At 52.2% G+C, this 15471-nt stretch carries 15 protein-coding genes and 1 other annotated feature; of the genes, 3 read left to right on the top strand and 12 right to left on the bottom strand.

Features of this window, described 5'->3' with window-relative positions; all coding sequences use genetic code 11:
* Positions 1-196 precede the first annotated feature (196 nt).
* From CBW46_RS02340 to pyrR, 3 genes are read right to left on the bottom strand one after another with little or no spacing between them, the layout of a single operon-like run.
* Positions 197-1504 carry a dihydroorotase gene (locus CBW46_RS02340; RefSeq protein ID WP_089198397.1) on the bottom strand — a complete coding sequence of 436 codons (1308 nt, stop codon included), beginning with the start codon at positions 1502-1504 and terminating at the stop codon, positions 197-199.
* 39 nt (positions 1505-1543) lie between these two features.
* Complete coding sequence (locus tag CBW46_RS02345) at positions 1544-2452, bottom strand: aspartate carbamoyltransferase catalytic subunit (protein ID WP_089198398.1); 909 nt, start codon at positions 2450-2452, stop codon at positions 1544-1546.
* The gene (gene pyrR, locus CBW46_RS02350) at positions 2449-2988 is read right to left on the bottom strand and encodes a bifunctional pyr operon transcriptional regulator/uracil phosphoribosyltransferase PyrR (RefSeq protein ID WP_089198664.1); all 540 of its coding nucleotides are present in this window, start codon (positions 2986-2988) and stop codon (positions 2449-2451) included. The genes CBW46_RS02345 and pyrR overlap by 4 nt, the downstream gene beginning before the upstream one ends.
* Before the next feature lie 398 nt (positions 2989-3386).
* Here pyrR and dapD point away from each other — a divergent pair, with 398 nt between their 5' ends.
* On the top strand, positions 3387-4097 hold the full coding sequence (gene dapD, locus CBW46_RS02355; protein ID WP_089198399.1) for a 2,3,4,5-tetrahydropyridine-2,6-dicarboxylate N-acetyltransferase: 711 nt from the start codon (positions 3387-3389) through the stop codon (positions 4095-4097).
* 96 nt (positions 4098-4193) lie between these two features.
* Complete coding sequence (locus tag CBW46_RS02360) at positions 4194-5348, top strand: N-acetyldiaminopimelate deacetylase (RefSeq protein ID WP_089198400.1); 1155 nt, start codon at positions 4194-4196, stop codon at positions 5346-5348.
* Positions 5349-5655: 307 nt separating this feature from the next.
* Here CBW46_RS02360 and CBW46_RS02365 read toward each other — a convergent pair whose 3' ends face one another.
* From CBW46_RS02365 to lspA, 3 genes are read right to left on the bottom strand one after another with little or no spacing between them, the layout of a single operon-like run.
* The gene (locus CBW46_RS02365) at positions 5656-6810 is read right to left on the bottom strand and encodes an aminotransferase A (protein ID WP_089198401.1); all 1155 of its coding nucleotides are present in this window, start codon (positions 6808-6810) and stop codon (positions 5656-5658) included.
* Positions 6811-6823: 13 nt separating this feature from the next.
* Positions 6824-7768 carry an RluA family pseudouridine synthase gene (locus tag CBW46_RS02370; protein ID WP_089198402.1) on the bottom strand — a complete coding sequence of 315 codons (945 nt, stop codon included), beginning with the start codon at positions 7766-7768 and terminating at the stop codon, positions 6824-6826.
* The gene (gene lspA, locus CBW46_RS02375) at positions 7761-8261 is read right to left on the bottom strand and encodes a signal peptidase II (RefSeq protein ID WP_089198403.1); all 501 of its coding nucleotides are present in this window, start codon (positions 8259-8261) and stop codon (positions 7761-7763) included. Before lspA ends, CBW46_RS02370 begins: the two co-directional genes overlap by 8 nt.
* 152 nt (positions 8262-8413) lie before the next feature.
* On the opposite strand from lspA, the gene CBW46_RS02380 reads away from it, so the two are divergent.
* Complete coding sequence (locus CBW46_RS02380; RefSeq protein WP_089198404.1) at positions 8414-9172, top strand: TraR/DksA C4-type zinc finger protein; 759 nt, start codon at positions 8414-8416, stop codon at positions 9170-9172.
* 299 nt (positions 9173-9471) lie between these two features.
* Here CBW46_RS02380 and ileS read toward each other — a convergent pair whose 3' ends face one another.
* From ileS to CBW46_RS02410, 6 genes are all read right to left on the bottom strand, one after another.
* A complete protein-coding gene (gene ileS, locus CBW46_RS02385) occupies positions 9472-12246 on the bottom strand; it encodes an isoleucine--tRNA ligase (protein ID WP_089198405.1) in 2775 nt (924 codons plus the stop codon).
* Positions 12247-12298: 52 nt separating this feature from the next.
* Positions 12299-12553 (bottom strand) — a binding site (T-box leader).
* Between the two features lie 80 nt (positions 12554-12633).
* Positions 12634-13113 carry a DivIVA domain-containing protein gene (locus tag CBW46_RS02390; RefSeq protein ID WP_089198406.1) on the bottom strand — a complete coding sequence of 160 codons (480 nt, stop codon included), beginning with the start codon at positions 13111-13113 and terminating at the stop codon, positions 12634-12636.
* 115 nt (positions 13114-13228) lie between these two features.
* Positions 13229-14011: a YlmH family RNA-binding protein gene (locus CBW46_RS02395; protein WP_089198407.1), complete on the bottom strand. Its 783-nt coding sequence runs from the start codon at positions 14009-14011 to the stop codon at positions 13229-13231.
* Between the two features lie 5 nt (positions 14012-14016).
* Positions 14017-14286 (bottom strand): YggT family protein, encoded by a 270-nt coding sequence (locus tag CBW46_RS02400; protein WP_424445774.1) that lies wholly within the window; start codon positions 14284-14286, stop codon positions 14017-14019.
* A gap of 36 nt (positions 14287-14322) precedes the next feature.
* Positions 14323-14745 carry a cell division protein SepF gene (locus tag CBW46_RS02405; protein WP_089198409.1) on the bottom strand — a complete coding sequence of 141 codons (423 nt, stop codon included), beginning with the start codon at positions 14743-14745 and terminating at the stop codon, positions 14323-14325.
* A 33-nt stretch (positions 14746-14778) separates the two neighbouring features.
* A complete protein-coding gene (locus CBW46_RS02410) occupies positions 14779-15462 on the bottom strand; it encodes a YggS family pyridoxal phosphate-dependent enzyme (RefSeq protein ID WP_089198410.1) in 684 nt (227 codons plus the stop codon).
* Positions 15463-15471: the final 9 nt, after the last annotated feature.

Genomic DNA, 15471 nt, shown 5'->3' on the forward strand with positions numbered 1-15471 from the left:
CAACTCCTTGTCGAAAATAACGTGTCAGCCCTCAGCCGTGCTGGGCTCGTATGAAAAAAAGTTATCTATGAAAATCATGCGCGAGACGTGCTGTGAATCTGTCCATTAGTGAATCAATCAATCAGTGGCATCGACGTATCTTGCAGCAGCTTAAGAGCAGCTTCCTCCAATCCGGCGCACATACCGCGATAAAAAATTAGATGATTGCTTGTTGTTCATGCTCCGACCATACCAGGTTCCCGCCTACTATCGTATGCACAGGCCAGCCTTTCAGGTTCCAGCCGGTGAATGGGGTATTCCGCCCTTTGGAAGCGAATACTGCAGGGTTGACTGTCTTTTCCGTCTCCAAATCAATAATGGTAACGTCAGCTTCCTTCCCCACCGCAAGCGTACCGTAATCGAGCCCAAACACCTTAGCCGGCAGCGCGGTCATCCGCTCAACCAAGAATTGAAGCGTCCACTGTCCCGTCGCAACAAACTTGGTATATAGCAGAGGGAACGCCGTTTCGAAGCCGACGATGCCGAATGGAGCGAGATCCACACCTTTTGCTTTTTCCTCTGCGCTGTGAGGGGCGTGATCAGTCACAATGATATCGATCGTGCCGTCCTGCAGTCCCTCGATGCAAGCTTGCACATCTCTCGGGGTGCGCAGCGGAGGGTTCATTTTCCAGTTAGCGTCGTCCAAGCCGGGGATGTCTTCATCCGACAGCAGCAGATGATGCGGACACACCTCTGCGGTGACCTTTATGCCAAACTGCTTGGCGTGGCGGATGAGTCTCACCGATTGCTCCGTGCTTACGTGACAAACGTGGTAATGTACACCCGTTGCTTCAGCCAGCAGCACATCGCGGCCGACATGGATCGCTTCAGATTCGTTCGGAATCCCCTTAAGCCCATGCCTGCGTGTGAACTCGCCTTCGCTTGCCCAAGCGCCTTCCACCAGCGTATTGTCCTCGCAGTGCGCGATAATCGGTAAGCCAATGGCTGCGGCTTTAGACATCGCATCCTTCATCATTTGCGCGCTTTGTACGCCCACGCCGTCATCAGTGAATCCGATCGCGCCTGCCAGCTTCAATGCCTCGAAGTCAGTCAATTCTCGCCCAAGTTCGTTCTTTGTGATGCATCCGTACGGAAGGACGCGCACAACACCCTCTGCTGCAGCCTTGTCCAACACATGCTTGACGGTATCCACCGTATCGATGACCGGGCGCGTGTTAGGCATGCAGGCGATGGTGGTGAAGCCGCCGCGGGCCGCGGAACGTGTTCCGGTAGCAATCGTTTCCTTATGTTCATAGCCAGGCTCACGCAGGTGGACGTGCATGTCGATCAAGCCTGGGGTGACAAGCCTGCCTGCTGCGTCGATCACCTGATGTCCCGCCGTGTCGGGCATGCCGTCCCCGGCATCCACAATCTTTGCAATGACATTGCCTTCCAACAAAATATGCTGTTTCGCCAACTCATTGTCTGCGGCAACCGTGTTTGCGTTAACTATCCAGATTCCCATAATGGCCTCCCCCATGTTTCGCTTTTGCAGCTACAGCCTTTAGCTCAATGCCCGCTCCATCACTGCCATCCGGATCGGTACACCGTGGCTCATCTGCTCGAAAATTTTCGACCGGCTTGATTCCACCAGCTCACTGTCAATTTCCACATCACGGTTCACCGGGGCCGGATGCATGATGATCGCGTGCGGCGCCATTGCCTGAGCGCGCTCTACGGTCAAACCGTAAGCGGCGCGGTATTCGGCGGCCGTTTTGAACACCTTCTGCTCGTGCCGTTCGAGCTGCACTCGCAGCATCATCACGACATCGGCCTGGATGGCCTCGTCCATGGTGACGTAAGGCGCGTGCGCGGCGAGCTCAGCCGCCTGCATGCTGGGCGGCGCACAAAAGCTGACGTTCGCGCCAAGCGTCTGCAGCGCCCATAGATTGGAGCGCGCCACCCGGCTATGCTGAATGTCTCCGATAATCGAGACACTCAATCCACGCAGCTCACCGAACCGCTTGCGCATCGTATACAGATCGAGCAGCGCCTGCGTAGGATGCTCGTTGTTGCCGTCCCCGGCGTTGATCAGCGGCACTTTGATGTTGCGAGCGATCTCCGGCAGAAGCCCGTTGGGCTTCATCCGAATGACGCCGGCATCAATCCCCATAGACTCCAGCGTGCGTACCGTGTCGTAGATCGATTCCCCCTTTTCCACACTCGATACCGCCGCGGCAAAGTTCAACACCTGCGCGCCAAGCCGCTTCTCGGCAACCTCGAACGAAAACCTCGTCCTGGTGCTGTTTTCAAAAAACATATTGGCTACGAACCGGCCTTGCAGATGATTCGACAGCTTGACGGGATACTGCTCCCAGTAGGCCGCTCTGTCCAATATGGATGTGATTTCTTGGGCACTCATTCCTCTAGTACCTAGCAGATGCTGCCCCGATGCAACATTCAGCGGTGTCATCCGTTCAGCCTCCTCTGCTGCGAAATCACTACTTGATCGGTGCCGTCGACCTCGCTGAGCAACACCTCGATCGTTTCCAACCGGGATGTCGGTATGTTTTTGCCAACATAATCAGGCCGGATCGGCAGCTCCCGGTGCCCTCGGTCTACCAGCACCGCGAGCTGTATCATCTTCGGTCTGCCGAGATCCATCAGTGCATCCATCGCCGCTCTAACGGTTCTGCCCGTAAAGAGAACATCATCGAACAAAATGAGCTTTTTGTTCTGAATGTCCATGCCGGCGGACTTAGAAGCTTCAACCTGCTCTACCGCCTGCTCCTGCTTACCGGAGCGGTCATCACGGTATCGGGTGACATCTATCTCCCCCACTGGGGCAGGGACATTCTCAATCTCCATGATCATCTCAGCGATCCGGTTTGCGAGATAAATGCCCCTGGTGCGAATCCCAATGAGCATGCAATTTTCAAAACCTTTGTTCTTTTCCAAAATTTCATGTGCGATTCGGGTTAATGCTCGCCGCATGCCCGTAGCGTCCATAAGCACGTGTTCGTGCGGATCTGATGCCTGCACCAAGGTCTCCGACCTCCTGCTTTCTGAGTAGATAAACAAAAAACCTTGCACTTATGGCAAGGTTCACGGACATACTGAGAGTATCGGATACGGCTAAACTGAGCCCCTTATACACTCGTAGTGTAGACCCCTATCCGTCACTCTCATTCGTTCACCTTGCCAGCCTCTCTGGACTGTATTTAAAGGTGCTATTCGGTTACGAGCATTATCCCATGTTCGACAAGAGTTGTCAATAGACTGTGTCGACAATGGGCACGGCTAACATTGCTAGAAGAAAGCTTTTGTGCTATAAAGAAAAAGGAACATTCACCGCCCACCGTATGACCGGTGTCCGGTTAATTTACATAAGGAGTTGGAAGCTTAGCATGGCTGAGATGAATACGGAAGAAATAATTAATTTTATTAAAACCAGCACCAAGAAAACACCGGTGAAAGTATATGTTAAAGGCGATTTGGAGGGTATCGATTTCGGGTCCTCTATCCAATCTTTTATCTCGGGAAAAAGTGGAGTTATATTCGGTGAATGGTCGGATGTTCAGCGCGTTTTGGATGAGAACAAAGCCCGCGTTGAGGACTATGTCGTGGAAAACGATCGCCGTAACTCGGCCATCCCTCTGCTTGACTTGAAAAATATTAATGCGAGGATAGAGCCGGGCGCCATTATCCGTGATAAAGTATCAATTGGCGACAATGCGATTGTTATGATGGGTGCTTCCATCAACATCGGCGCTTCCATCGGCCCGGGAACAATGATCGATATGAACGTGGTTGTAGGCGGCCGCGCGCAAATCGGAAGTATGTGCCATATCGGTGCAGGCTCGGTGGTTGCCGGAGTAATCGAGCCGCCTTCAGCGCAGCCGGTTGTCATCGAAGATGACGTGCTGGTTGGTGCCAACGCGGTTATTCTGGAAGGCGTTCGGATAGGCAAAGGCGCGGTTGTCGCAGCCGGTGCCGTCGTGACGCAAGACGTGGCTGAGTACACCGTGGTCGCAGGCGCTCCAGCCCGCGTCATCAAAAACGTGGACGCGAAGACCAAGTCGAAAACAGAAATTATGATGGACCTTCGCACTCTGTAAGGTGTGTGGTCGGGGCTCGGCGCATGTCGCCGGGCCTTTACTTATTTTGGCACCGCGTTACTAATAATAGATAATTATGAAAGGAGCTGACTCTTCATGTCTGCCACCGTAACCGGAAATACTTCCAATCCAAGCGCCTTTGTGGCAATTCGCAGGGAACTTCATCAAATTCCAGAGCCAGGCTTTGCCGAGTTCAAAACACAGCAGCTTCTGCTGAAATATATCCACTCCCTGCCCCAGGGTCGGGTCGAGATTCGCACTTGGCGCACCGGGATCATAGTCAACGTACGAGGCACATCCCCAACCCGGCGGTTCGGCTACCGCGCCGATATGGATGGGCTCCCGATTACGGAAGATACCAGCTATGAATTCCGCTCCGTACACGAAGGCTACATGCATGCCTGCGGACACGACGTGCATATGTCCATCGGGCTAGGAGTGTTAACCCATTTCGTCGAGCATCCCATTAAGGATGATATCACGTTTATTTTTCAACCTGCCGAGGAAGGTCCAGGCGGTGCACAGCCAATGCTGGCCGCTGAAGAGCTGCAGGATTGGCTGCCTGATCAGATGTTGGCTCTGCACATCGCGCCTGAATATCCGGTGGGTACAATCGCCACCAAGCCGGGAATTTTATTCGCGAACACATCCGAATTATTTATTGATTTAACCGGTAAAGGAGGGCACGCTGCGTTCCCGCATTTAGCCAACGACATGGTGGTCGCCGCCTGTCAGCTCGTATCACAGCTGCAAACCGTTGTCTCCCGAAATGTGAACCCACTGGATTCTGCCGTCATAACCATCGGCAAAATAGACGGCGGTACAAAACAGAACATTATCGCCGAAAAAGCGCGGCTGGAGGGCACGATACGGACGCTGTCCGCCGACACGATGACGCTGGTGAAATCGCGGATCGAGTCGCTGACCGCAGGCATCGAAACGGCGTATCATTGCCGCACTCACATTGATTATGGAGCAAATTACCGCCAAGTGTACAATCATGAACAGATAACACGCGAATTTATGGACTGGGTGCGGGAAACTGACACAGTCACACTCATCGAATGCTCTGAGGCGATGACCGGTGAGGATTTCGGCTACTTCCTCGAACACATCCCCGGATTCATGTTCTGGCTTGGCGTCGATACACCGTATGGTCTGCACCATGCAAAAATCGAGCCGAACGAGCAAGCCATAGATTATGCGATTGATGTAATCGCCCGCTACATCACCTGGAAATCCGATCGCTAACCGGCCGTTGATCACTGCCACCCCCTCACAACCTGCTGCGAGGGGATTTTTGCTATGAAAAAAAAGGCGGGCGCTGATGCATGGACAATGAAACTGAGCGCCGCCTGGTATGGCAACATGCAAGGCTGCACAGCTTGCTAGCGGATGAATGCCAGCCGCGGCCGTGGCGCGGGTGGCCGACGATAAGCGACGGGCGGCATTAAGCATCTGTGTTGTGCGGTCGGAGGCCGTCAATCAGCGGTGTCACATAGCCATAACAAAAGCCCCTTCCCATCTGAGAGGATGGAACAGGAGCCCACTGTGATTGTTATAAGTTCTTGATGAATTTTTCTAGTCGGTCGGTCGCCTTTTCAAGCACGTCCATACCGTAAGCGTACGAGATCCGAATGTAACCCTCTCCATAACTCGAAAACGCATCGCCAGGCACTACGGCCACCCGCTGTTCGTCCAAAAGCCTCATCGCAAATTCCATCGAGGACATTTTAAAACGGTCAATGGACGGGAATAAATAAAACGCACCTTCCGGTTTTTCCAATGCAAAGCCCATCTGTGTGAGGCGATCATATACGTAATCCCGGCGTTGCACGTAGGCCTCCTTCATAGGCAGCGCGTCATCGACGCCATTAGTCAGCGCCTCCAATGCGGCGTATTGGCTTATAGAGCTCGCACAGGTCACATTATATTGATGCACCTTCAACATATGCTGTGAGATCGATTCGTCCGCGTACGTAAAGCCGATGCGCCAGCCGGTCATTGCATGGGATTTGGATAACCCGTTGATCACTATCGTTTTTTCGCGCATTCCGGGATATGCTGCAATAGAGATATGAGGTTGGTCGTAAATAAGTTCACTGTAGATCTCATCGGAAATGACGAAAATTGATTTGTTCTCCAGCAATTTAGCTATATCCGCCAGCTCTTGTTCGCCCAACACGCGCCCCGTGGGATTAGACGGGTAGCATAGAATGATACACCGGGTGCGGTCCGTGATATGCGGCTCAAGCAGATCCGCGGTCAATTTGAAGCCGTTGGCGCGAGTATCCACATACACCGGGGTGCCCCCGCACAGCCTTATGATCGGCTCGTACCCCGGATAGATAGGACCGGGTAAAATGACCTCGGATCCTTCTTCCAGGATAGTGCGCAGCGTGATATCAAGAGCTTCACTCGCCCCAACGGTGACAATCACCTCTGTGTCCGGCCGATAGCGCAAACCATATTTGCTGCTCACGTAGTTGGCTGCCGCTTCACGCAACTCGAGCATGCCGGCGTTAGGCGTGTAGGTTGTCTTCTGCTCGTCGATAGCGGCGTGAGCAGCCTTCATAATGTGGTCGGGAGTTGGAAAATCCGGCTGACCGATGGTGAGCGTGAGCGCATCCTTGTAAGTGCTCACCAGATTGGATATTTTCCGAATCCCTGATATTTGAATGTCATTGACCCTCGGGTTGATCAAATGTTCCATACCGCATCCGTCCTTATCGATTTTTTAGCACGTGCAGCAAATGTTGCATGTCTTCCGGTAAAGCGGCCTCAAACTCTAACTGCTCGCCCGTACGCGGATGAGTGAAACCGAGCACGGCCGCGTGCAGCGCCTGTCCATCCATCGTGATGCTTTTGCTTCGCGCAGGGCCATACGCCGGGTCGCCGGCCAACGGATGACCGATGAACTTCATGTGCACCCGGATTTGGTGCGTCCTGCCGGTTTCCAGCTTCAGTTCCAACAACGTATAATCTCCATACCGGTCCAATACAACGAAATGGGTCACTGCGTGTTTGCTGTTTCGCTCCGTTACCGTATACAGCTTCCGATCCTGGGGATCGCGCCCGATCGGGGCATCCACAGTCCCATTGTCGTGTGCGACATTACCATGCACTACCGCCAGGTATTTCCGATTTACCGTATGTTGTTTCAGCTGTTCGGACAATGACGCATGTGCTGTGTCGTTTTTAGCCGCCATTAACAGACCAGATGTGTCTTTGTCGATGCGATGAACGATGCCGGGGCGCATGACACCATTGATTCCGGATAAATCCTTGCAGTGGTACAGCAGCGCGTTCACCAAGGTGCCGGCATAATGCCCCGGGGCGGGATGAACGACCATCCTCCGCGGCTTATTGACGACAATGACATCGGCGTCCTCATAGACCACATCAAGTTGAATCGGTTCCGGCTGCACATGGAGTTCCTCCGGTTCCGGCACCGTTAACTCCAGCTTATCCCCTTCGGCAAGCTTGTAGTTGGGCTTCACCGCCGCACCGTTCACGGTGAGATTCCCGTCCTTAATCCACTGCTGCACCTGTGTGCGGGAGACATCCTCCTCCAAGGTGTCTGTGATGAATTTGTCGATCCGCTCTCCGCGGTCTTCTGTTTCCACTGCCCACTCCCAGCTGCTCATATTCTCCTCAGTTGAATCAGACATTGACTGTGCCTCTCTTCTCGTTTCTCCAACTGCTGAACGTATCCAAGAATATCAAAATCACTCCGACCACAATAGCAGCATCCGCTATGTTAAAAATCGGGTAAGTATAATCGACGGCCGTGCCAAACCAGTCGAACTGAAAACGGAACTGCAAAAAGTCCACTACCTCGCCGAACAAAACACGATCAATGAAATTACCCAGTGCGCCGCCGAGAAGCAAGCTTAACGCGAAGGGAAGCAGTCTGCGGCCTTCCTGCACCATCTTTTTCAAGTACCAGATCAGCCCGACGACAACTGCGATGGTGATCACGATAAAAAACGCACGCTGATTTTGCAGGATCCCGAATGCCGCGCCCCGGTTCCTATGCGACGTGATTTGAAAAAACTCCCCGATAACCGGAATCGACTCTCCCAACTGCATCCGGTTGACGATGATCCACTTGGTTGCCTGATCCAGCAGCAGTACGATAAAAGCATAGATATAATATCTCAACCCATCAACTCCTTATCCGCCCGTTGCTGCGGCGGTTTTTTGCCATGTGGCGCGGCCCCACGCCGGTTAAAGTTACACTTTCAGCCATTGATAAAAAACGCTTGTTCCGTGAAAAATAGGAGCACTGTAATGCAAAAGGAGGCGAGCCTGCCGTGACAGATCACCCAAGCCATCTCAGCGCGGATCAGATCAATAAGCTTAAGGCCACATTAAAAGAAGAGCGTAATTGGCTGGAGGAACATCTTTATGTCAGAGACGAGTTCGGTCTTGGCGAAGCATTCAGAGTCCAAAACAACGAGTTATCCTCATGGGACAATCATCCTGCGGACTTCGCGACCGAGCTATTCGAACGAGAAAAAGAACTCGGCTTAGTGGATGCCGCCGAAAGGCACCTAACAGATATCAGAGCCGCCATGGAGCGTATGCAGAAAGGCAAGTACGGCCTGTGCGACACGTGCGGCAAGCCTATTCCGTATGAGCGGCTGCAGGCCATACCCACCACCATATATTGCTACGAGCATGTACCGAATCCACATATCTCCATCCGCCGGCCCGTGGAGGAACAGGTGATGAACCCGCCTTACGGCAAAATGGACCTGGACGATGTGCCGGAAGCCACATATTTTGACGGAGAAGACACCTGGCAAATCCTGGCCAGCTACGGTTCGTCGTCATCCCCAGCTATGACGGGTGATCCCAACGTGCAGAGCGATTATATAGATATTGAACCGGACTCCGATGAAAATGTAGGCTTTGTCGAGAACTATGAGAATTTTGTCGCAACCGATATTTACGGACAAAACGTCTTCGTCGTACGCGGCAGAGGTTATCGCAATTACATGCATCAAGGCTGGGGCGAGCGGCTGCTGGAACCCGATGTGTACGAAGAAGCGGACGACGACGGCATCTAAGATGAGTTGCGCGATGAATGACGGATGTAGCCCGGCAAACGCAGCACGCTAGCCCCGGCTGGGCGCCTGATCACAGGTTCGCTCGTGCATGCCGCGTGGCGGGACAGTGATAAGGAGCTGCTGCCCGTGGGCGTCATCGCGCTTCACCCGACTGAGTCTGGTGACTAGCCCCACGCGCGTTAGCGACGGCCCGGTGCCGCTGCTGCTCTCCGGTTGTGGGTGCCCGTTCGTATATGTAGACACAAGTACCGGCGGCGGAAGATCACTTCTTCTTTGCCGCCGGATTCTGTCATAACGTATTATGCTTCAGCATTCACTTTCCGTTTGATAACATGCGCACAGCGATTGCATAGAGTTGGATGCTCAGGATCCTGGCCAACTTCCGGAGTGACAATCCAGCAGCGTTCACATTTTTCCCCTTCCGCCACCTTCACCAGCACCGCTAATCCCTTGCTTTGTTTAGCCTCCGCCGGCACACTCTCGCCCGGCTGATGAACTTCAACGGCAGAGACGATGAATAATTGATCCAGCTGATCGAATGCTTGCAGCAGCTCAGCAGTTTCAGTATCGGGATACAGATGCAACGCCGCTCCGAGGGAATTGCCGATAATTTTCTCCTTCCGCGCTTCCTCCAACGCTCTAAGCACATCATCGCGAAGCGAGATAAATTGAGCCCACTTGCGTTCTAGTCCTTCATTGAACAAAGAGCTGTCGGTAGCCGGCATTTCACTCAATTGTACGCTGTCGAGCGAGGTCGCCGGGATATACCTCCACATTTCATCAGCGGTATGCGGCAGGATAGGCGCAATCAATTTAGTTATTACCGTTAGCGCATCATATAATACGGTCTGCGCTGCCTTTCTGCCCGGATCATTCGGCGCACTGGCGTATAGTCTATCCTTGATGATGTCCAGATAGAACGAGCTCAGCTCCACCGCACAGAAATGATGGATCGATTGATACACGACATGGAACTCGAGGTCGTCGTACGCCTTGATCACACGGTCGTTCATCCGGTTTAACTGGATCAACGCGAAACGGTCCAGCTCATTCATATCAGCAGCGCGCACACGGTCCGTGGATGGATCGTAGTCGTACAAATTACCAAGCAGAAAACGCAGAGTGTTGCGAATTTTCCGGTAAACTTCGGTGATCTGTGTCAAAATTTTATCCGAAATCCGCACGTCTGATTGATAGTCCACTGAGGATACCCACAGACGCAAAATGTCAGCGCCCAGCTTATCGGAAACTTTGTTCGGATCCACTGTGTTGCCAAGCGATTTGGACATTTTCCGGCCCTCGCCGTCCAATGTAAATCCATGGCTCAAGATCCCTTTGTACGGCGCTTGGCCGCGTACTGCCACGCCCGTGATGAGCGAGGAGTTGAACCACCCGCGGTATTGGTCGGAGCCTTCCAAATACAAGTCAGCAGGCCATTGCAGGTCCTCACGTGCCTCCAAAACGCCCATGTGGCTCGAACCGGAGTCGAACCAGACGTCCATAATGTCAGTTTCCTTGCGGAAGTGGTCATGCCCACATTTTGGACAGGTGGTGCCTTCAGGCAGCAACTCCTCCTCATCCTTCTGGAACCAGGCGTTAGAGCCTTCCTGTTCGAAAATTTGCGCGACATGCTCGATGGTGTCTTGGTTAACGATCGGTTCATTACAGCTTCTGCAGTAGAAGATCGGAATTGGAACGCCCCACACACGCTGGCGGGAAATACACCAATCTCCACGATCGGCAATCATGTTATGCAAACGAGTTTCGCCCCAGCTTGGCGTCCATTTCAGTCGCTTGATCTCATCGAGCATGTCTTGGCGAAACTTATCGACAGACGCAAACCACTGTTCGGTCGCCCGGTAAATGACAGGCTTTTTTGTGCGCCAGTCATGCGGATACTGATGCTGAATTGTAGTCATGTGGAGCAGATGACCGGATTCTTGCAGCATTTCTGTCACCAATTTGCCGCCTTTTTCATAGAACATCCCTTCGAAGCCGGGCGCCTCCGCAGTAAAATGCCCTCGATCGTCCACGGGGCACAGAACGCCCAGATCATACCGTTGTCCGACGATAAAGTCATCTTCACCGTGTCCCGGAGCTGTGTGAACACAGCCGGTACCAGCATCCAACGTGACATGCTCACCAACCATTACGAGCGATGTGCGGTCGTAGAACGGATGTTGACAAAGCACGTGCTCCAGCTCGCTGCCCTTGATCAGCGACAGCACCTCAACATCCTTCCAGCCGATCTCTTTGGATGCCGCCTCCAACAGACCATGGGCAAGCACATATTTCTTGCCGTCAACCTGTACCAGCGCGTAGTCGAACTCGGGATGAACGCTGATCCCGAGGTTAGCGGGCAGGGTCCAAGGCGTTGTCGTCCAGATCACGATGGACGCGTCTTCTGGCAGCTTGCCCTTGCCGTCTTTCACTTGAAACGCTACATAGATCGACGTGGACGTTTTATCCTTGTATTCAATTTCCGCTTCCGCCAGCGCACTCTCCGAGGATGGAGACCAATACACCGGCTTCAGCCCTTTGTAGATGTAGCCCTTGTTCACCATCTCGCCGAATACCCGAATTTGCTGGGCCTCGTACTTCGGTTCGAGCGTAATGTAAGGATTTTTCCAATCGCCACGCACGCCGAGGCGCTGGAATTGACTTTTCTGCTTTTCTACCCACTGCAGTGCGTAATCTTTGCAGTATTCGCGGAATTCGGCTACGCTCATCTTTTTGCGTTCTACTTTGCCCCCATTGGCAATCGCTTGTTCGATGGGCAGTCCGTGTGTATCCCAACCAGGGACGTAAGGTGCATCATAGCCCTGCATTGTCTTAAAGCGGACAATGATGTCCTTGATGACCTTATTCATCGCATGACCGATATGGATATCTCCGTTCGCATATGGCGGCCCATCATGCAGTATAAATTTCGGCTTGCCGCTGCGGCTTGCCTGTACCTTGGCGTAAATATCGATCTCATCCCAGTGCTGCTGCATTTTCGGTTCAGCCTGAGGCAGATTTCCGCGCATCGGAAATTCCGTTTGCAGCAGGTTCAATGTTTTGCCGTAATCCATCACTGCATCATCTCCTTATTTTATCTGCAAAAACAAAAAAACCTCACATCCCAAAAGGGACGAGAAGTCTCGCGGTACCACCCTGATTAAGGCTGACGGCACGGTCAATCGCATGTCATACGTACATTGATCTCCGGCGTGCATGCCTTCACTCATTGATCTGTAACGGGATCAGCCGATCTGCTCTACTTGATTTCAAGAGACGCTCATGGGTGATTTTCCTGTGCTGCAGCGGCCGGGCTCCCACCGAATCCCCGACTCGCTGACGCTGCGTACGCAAAGTACTCTTCCCAATCATCGCTTTAACCTATAGTTTATTAATAATTAAGTATACCCAAAATAACGTCCTAAGTCAACACCGTGCCACAATGAACTGCTTCAGAAAAATCAAACCTGCTCGAGCTCCATCCGCTCCAGTGAATTCCAGTCCTCTTTACCCAGAAGCTCCAATTGAGCTTCCAGCAAGGTGCGGAAGCGTGTCCGGTAGATCGAGGCCTGTTTTTTCAGTTCTTCTATTTCCACAGCGATTTTGCGGGATTTGGCTAACGACTCGTTGATAATGCGGTCTGCGTTTTTTTCAGCTTCTTTCAAGATCAACTGTGCTTCTTTCTTAGAGTTCGTCTTCACCTCATCGGCGGCTTCCTGAGCGACAATAATAGTCTTGCTCAAGGTCTCTTCGATATTGGCAAAATGATCAAGCCGCTCCTGTATCGTGGTCAATTGGGCTTGCAAATCCTTATTTTCTCGAATCAGCGCTTCGTAATCCTTGATAACCAAATCCAAAAACTCATTGACCTGATCCTCATCATAGCCCCGAAAGGAACGACTGAATTCTTTGTTATGTATGTCTAGCGGTGTTAAAGGCATTGCTGCACCTCCTGATTATTATAAAACCCCTACATCAAAGAACGACAAAGATGCGTAATGCTATATTCGACAGCACCCTGCATTTTCCTGCATTGAAAAAGCAAAAAATCGGCAGTCATGTATATTTGCCGATTTTCACACGGATCCTGCCTTTTTTGGTCATCTCCCCTGCATCCAACACTTTGAAACGGCCGAAGCCTTGCAGAGACACGATATCCCCTGCACGCAGTGGTTTGCTGGGATCCTCTTCCTGCTTCCAGTTCACCTTGCACCTGCCCGCCTTGATCGGAACCAACACTTTTGCACGGCTCAGATGATACACATCGCCGGCGATACCATCCAACCTCATGGACGCAACCGACAGGCTCATTTCCTCCAGCTTGATGTCTGCGGTGCGTAGCTGAGTAAGCGGCAGCTGCTCCGTTATGACGTGGACCCGGTGCACCTGCTGCAGGTGCAATCTCATGTAATCCGCCACTTCCGCAGCCACCAGGAAATGGCAGCCCTCATCCGTGACGTGAATATCGCCGATTTTCTCACGTTTCATACCAAGCGCCAGAATCGCTCCCATGTAATCCCCATGGTCCAACTCCTTCAGCTTATCGTCCAATGAAGTGACTGCAATCAGCGCAATCCCCATATCTTCCTCGTCTAATACACGGTAGTCCGGCGCGATCAGGGCGCGTTTCCGTTCCGCGTCCTTATGCCCGCCTGCCCAACGGATCTGCACGTCCGCTGTTCTATTTACCAGTGTGGTTAAGATAAAAGCCTGCCGCGGATCCAAAAAGTCGGTTAGCTTCATCTGATGGTGTTCAGCACGTTCGACCCATTCCGCAGCCTTATCCACAAACCGGTGTTCATCGGGATGAAAATGAGAGTATATATTGTCTGCGTTCACCCAAATCACCTGATAATGAAACTGAGTAGTGTCATAATTCCCATACGCACAAAGTGAAGCGCAATCAACGCCACGATGGGCGAGATATCAATCATACCTCCGATAGGCGGAATGAATCGACGAAAGATGGATAAATACGGCTCACACAGCTTGCCCAAGATTTCACCGATAAAGCTTTCTCTTGCACTCGGCAACCAGGAGAGCAGCACATAAGCGATTAACATGTAGTAATATACATCGAACAGCGTATCGACGTAACCATAAATAGAATACAAGCCCAAACTGTTCACCTCAATTAATTGTGTGGTAGTCTAGCCCTCGTGATGCAGTATTTCCGAGATAGACCCGTGAATTTCTACCGTATCCGGCGTGCACAGAAAAATGTTGGGCCCAATCTTGGAAATGGAGCCGTTGAGAGCATATACCGTACCGCTCAAAAAGTCAACGATGCGAGTGGCTTGATCCGGCCGAACCAAGTGCAAATTCACGACGATCGGTCGACGCGAACGCAAATGATCCGCTATTTCCTGGGTATCCTCATACGATTTAGGCTCGTTTAACACGACTCTGACATTTTTCTGTGAATGGATACTGACGATATTCCCTTTACTCTTACGCTGCTCCACCGGATTGGTTTCAACATCCTCGCTCTGCTCGACGACCCGCTCGCGTTCAACCACTTCCTCTTCCTCTTGAATGCCGATGAAGTTCATAAACTTATTCATCATTCCCATATGGTTCTCCCTCCTAAGTGGATGAGTGTAGTCTTATTCCTTGCCGACCAGAGTGGATCCGAGCCGAACCCACGTGGCCCCCTCCTCGACAGCTACCTCGAAATCATTCGACATGCCCATCGATAAATGCGGTATTTCATACCCTAGTACCCGCTCCCTGTTCAGCTCATCGCGGAGCCTGCGCAGTTCCCGAAACACAGGTCTGGTCGCTTCGGGTTCGGCTTCATACGGAGCCATTGTCATTAAGCCTACGATCCGGATATTGTGCATAGATGCGAGCTGCTCCACAAACGACGGTAGTTCTTGCGGGCTCATACCGAACTTGGTCTCCTCACCGGATACATTTAGTTGGATGAAGCAAGCCGGTTGAATACCCAGAGACGCTGCCTTCTTGTCAATTTCTTTGGCCAGGGACAGTCTGTCCAATGAATGTATGTAGGCGAATTTACCTATAACATCCTTCACTTTGTTCGTTTGAAGATGGCCGATAAAATGCCAAATCGCCTGCTCCGAATACGCTTCCCACTTCGGCCGTGCGTCCTGCCAGCGATTCTCGCCGATGTGGCGCAAGCCGTGCTGCAGGACCCGCCCGGTGGTTTCGAGGGAGACATATTTCGTCACAGCAATTATTTGCACGTCTTCCCGGTTTCGGCCGGCTCGGGCGCATGCTTTTGAAATTTTGTCTTCGATAGACTGTATATTATGCGTCAATTGCAAAGCGAAATG

The sequence above is a fragment of the Paenibacillus xerothermodurans genome, assembly GCF_002220865.2.
In the GTDB taxonomy this organism is placed as follows: Bacteria; Bacillota; Bacilli; order Paenibacillales; family NBRC-103111; genus Paenibacillus_S; species Paenibacillus_S xerothermodurans.

What these genes read in the sequence shown, in the direction of transcription:
- dapD (WP_089198399.1), top strand. Translation starts at nt 3,387, where the DNA reads ATGGCTGAGATGAATACGGAAGAAATAATTAATTTTATTAAAACCAGC.
- pyrR (WP_089198664.1), bottom strand. Translation starts at nt 2,988, where the DNA reads ATGGACGCTACGGGCATGCGGCGAGCATTAACCCGAATCGCACATGAA.
- CBW46_RS02360 (WP_089198400.1), top strand. Translation starts at nt 4,194, where the DNA reads ATGTCTGCCACCGTAACCGGAAATACTTCCAATCCAAGCGCCTTTGTG.
- CBW46_RS02345 (WP_089198398.1), bottom strand. Translation starts at nt 2,452, where the DNA reads ATGACACCGCTGAATGTTGCATCGGGGCAGCATCTGCTAGGTACTAGA.
- CBW46_RS02390 (WP_089198406.1), bottom strand. Translation starts at nt 13,113, where the DNA reads ATGCCTTTAACACCGCTAGACATACATAACAAAGAATTCAGTCGTTCC.
- CBW46_RS02365 (WP_089198401.1), bottom strand. Translation starts at nt 6,810, where the DNA reads ATGGAACATTTGATCAACCCGAGGGTCAATGACATTCAAATATCAGGG.
- CBW46_RS02405 (WP_089198409.1), bottom strand. Translation starts at nt 14,745, where the DNA reads ATGGGAATGATGAATAAGTTTATGAACTTCATCGGCATTCAAGAGGAA.
- CBW46_RS02370 (WP_089198402.1), bottom strand. Translation starts at nt 7,768, where the DNA reads ATGTCTGATTCAACTGAGGAGAATATGAGCAGCTGGGAGTGGGCAGTG.
- CBW46_RS02340 (WP_089198397.1), bottom strand. Translation starts at nt 1,504, where the DNA reads ATGGGAATCTGGATAGTTAACGCAAACACGGTTGCCGCAGACAATGAG.
- ileS (WP_089198405.1), bottom strand. Translation starts at nt 12,246, where the DNA reads ATGGATTACGGCAAAACATTGAACCTGCTGCAAACGGAATTTCCGATG.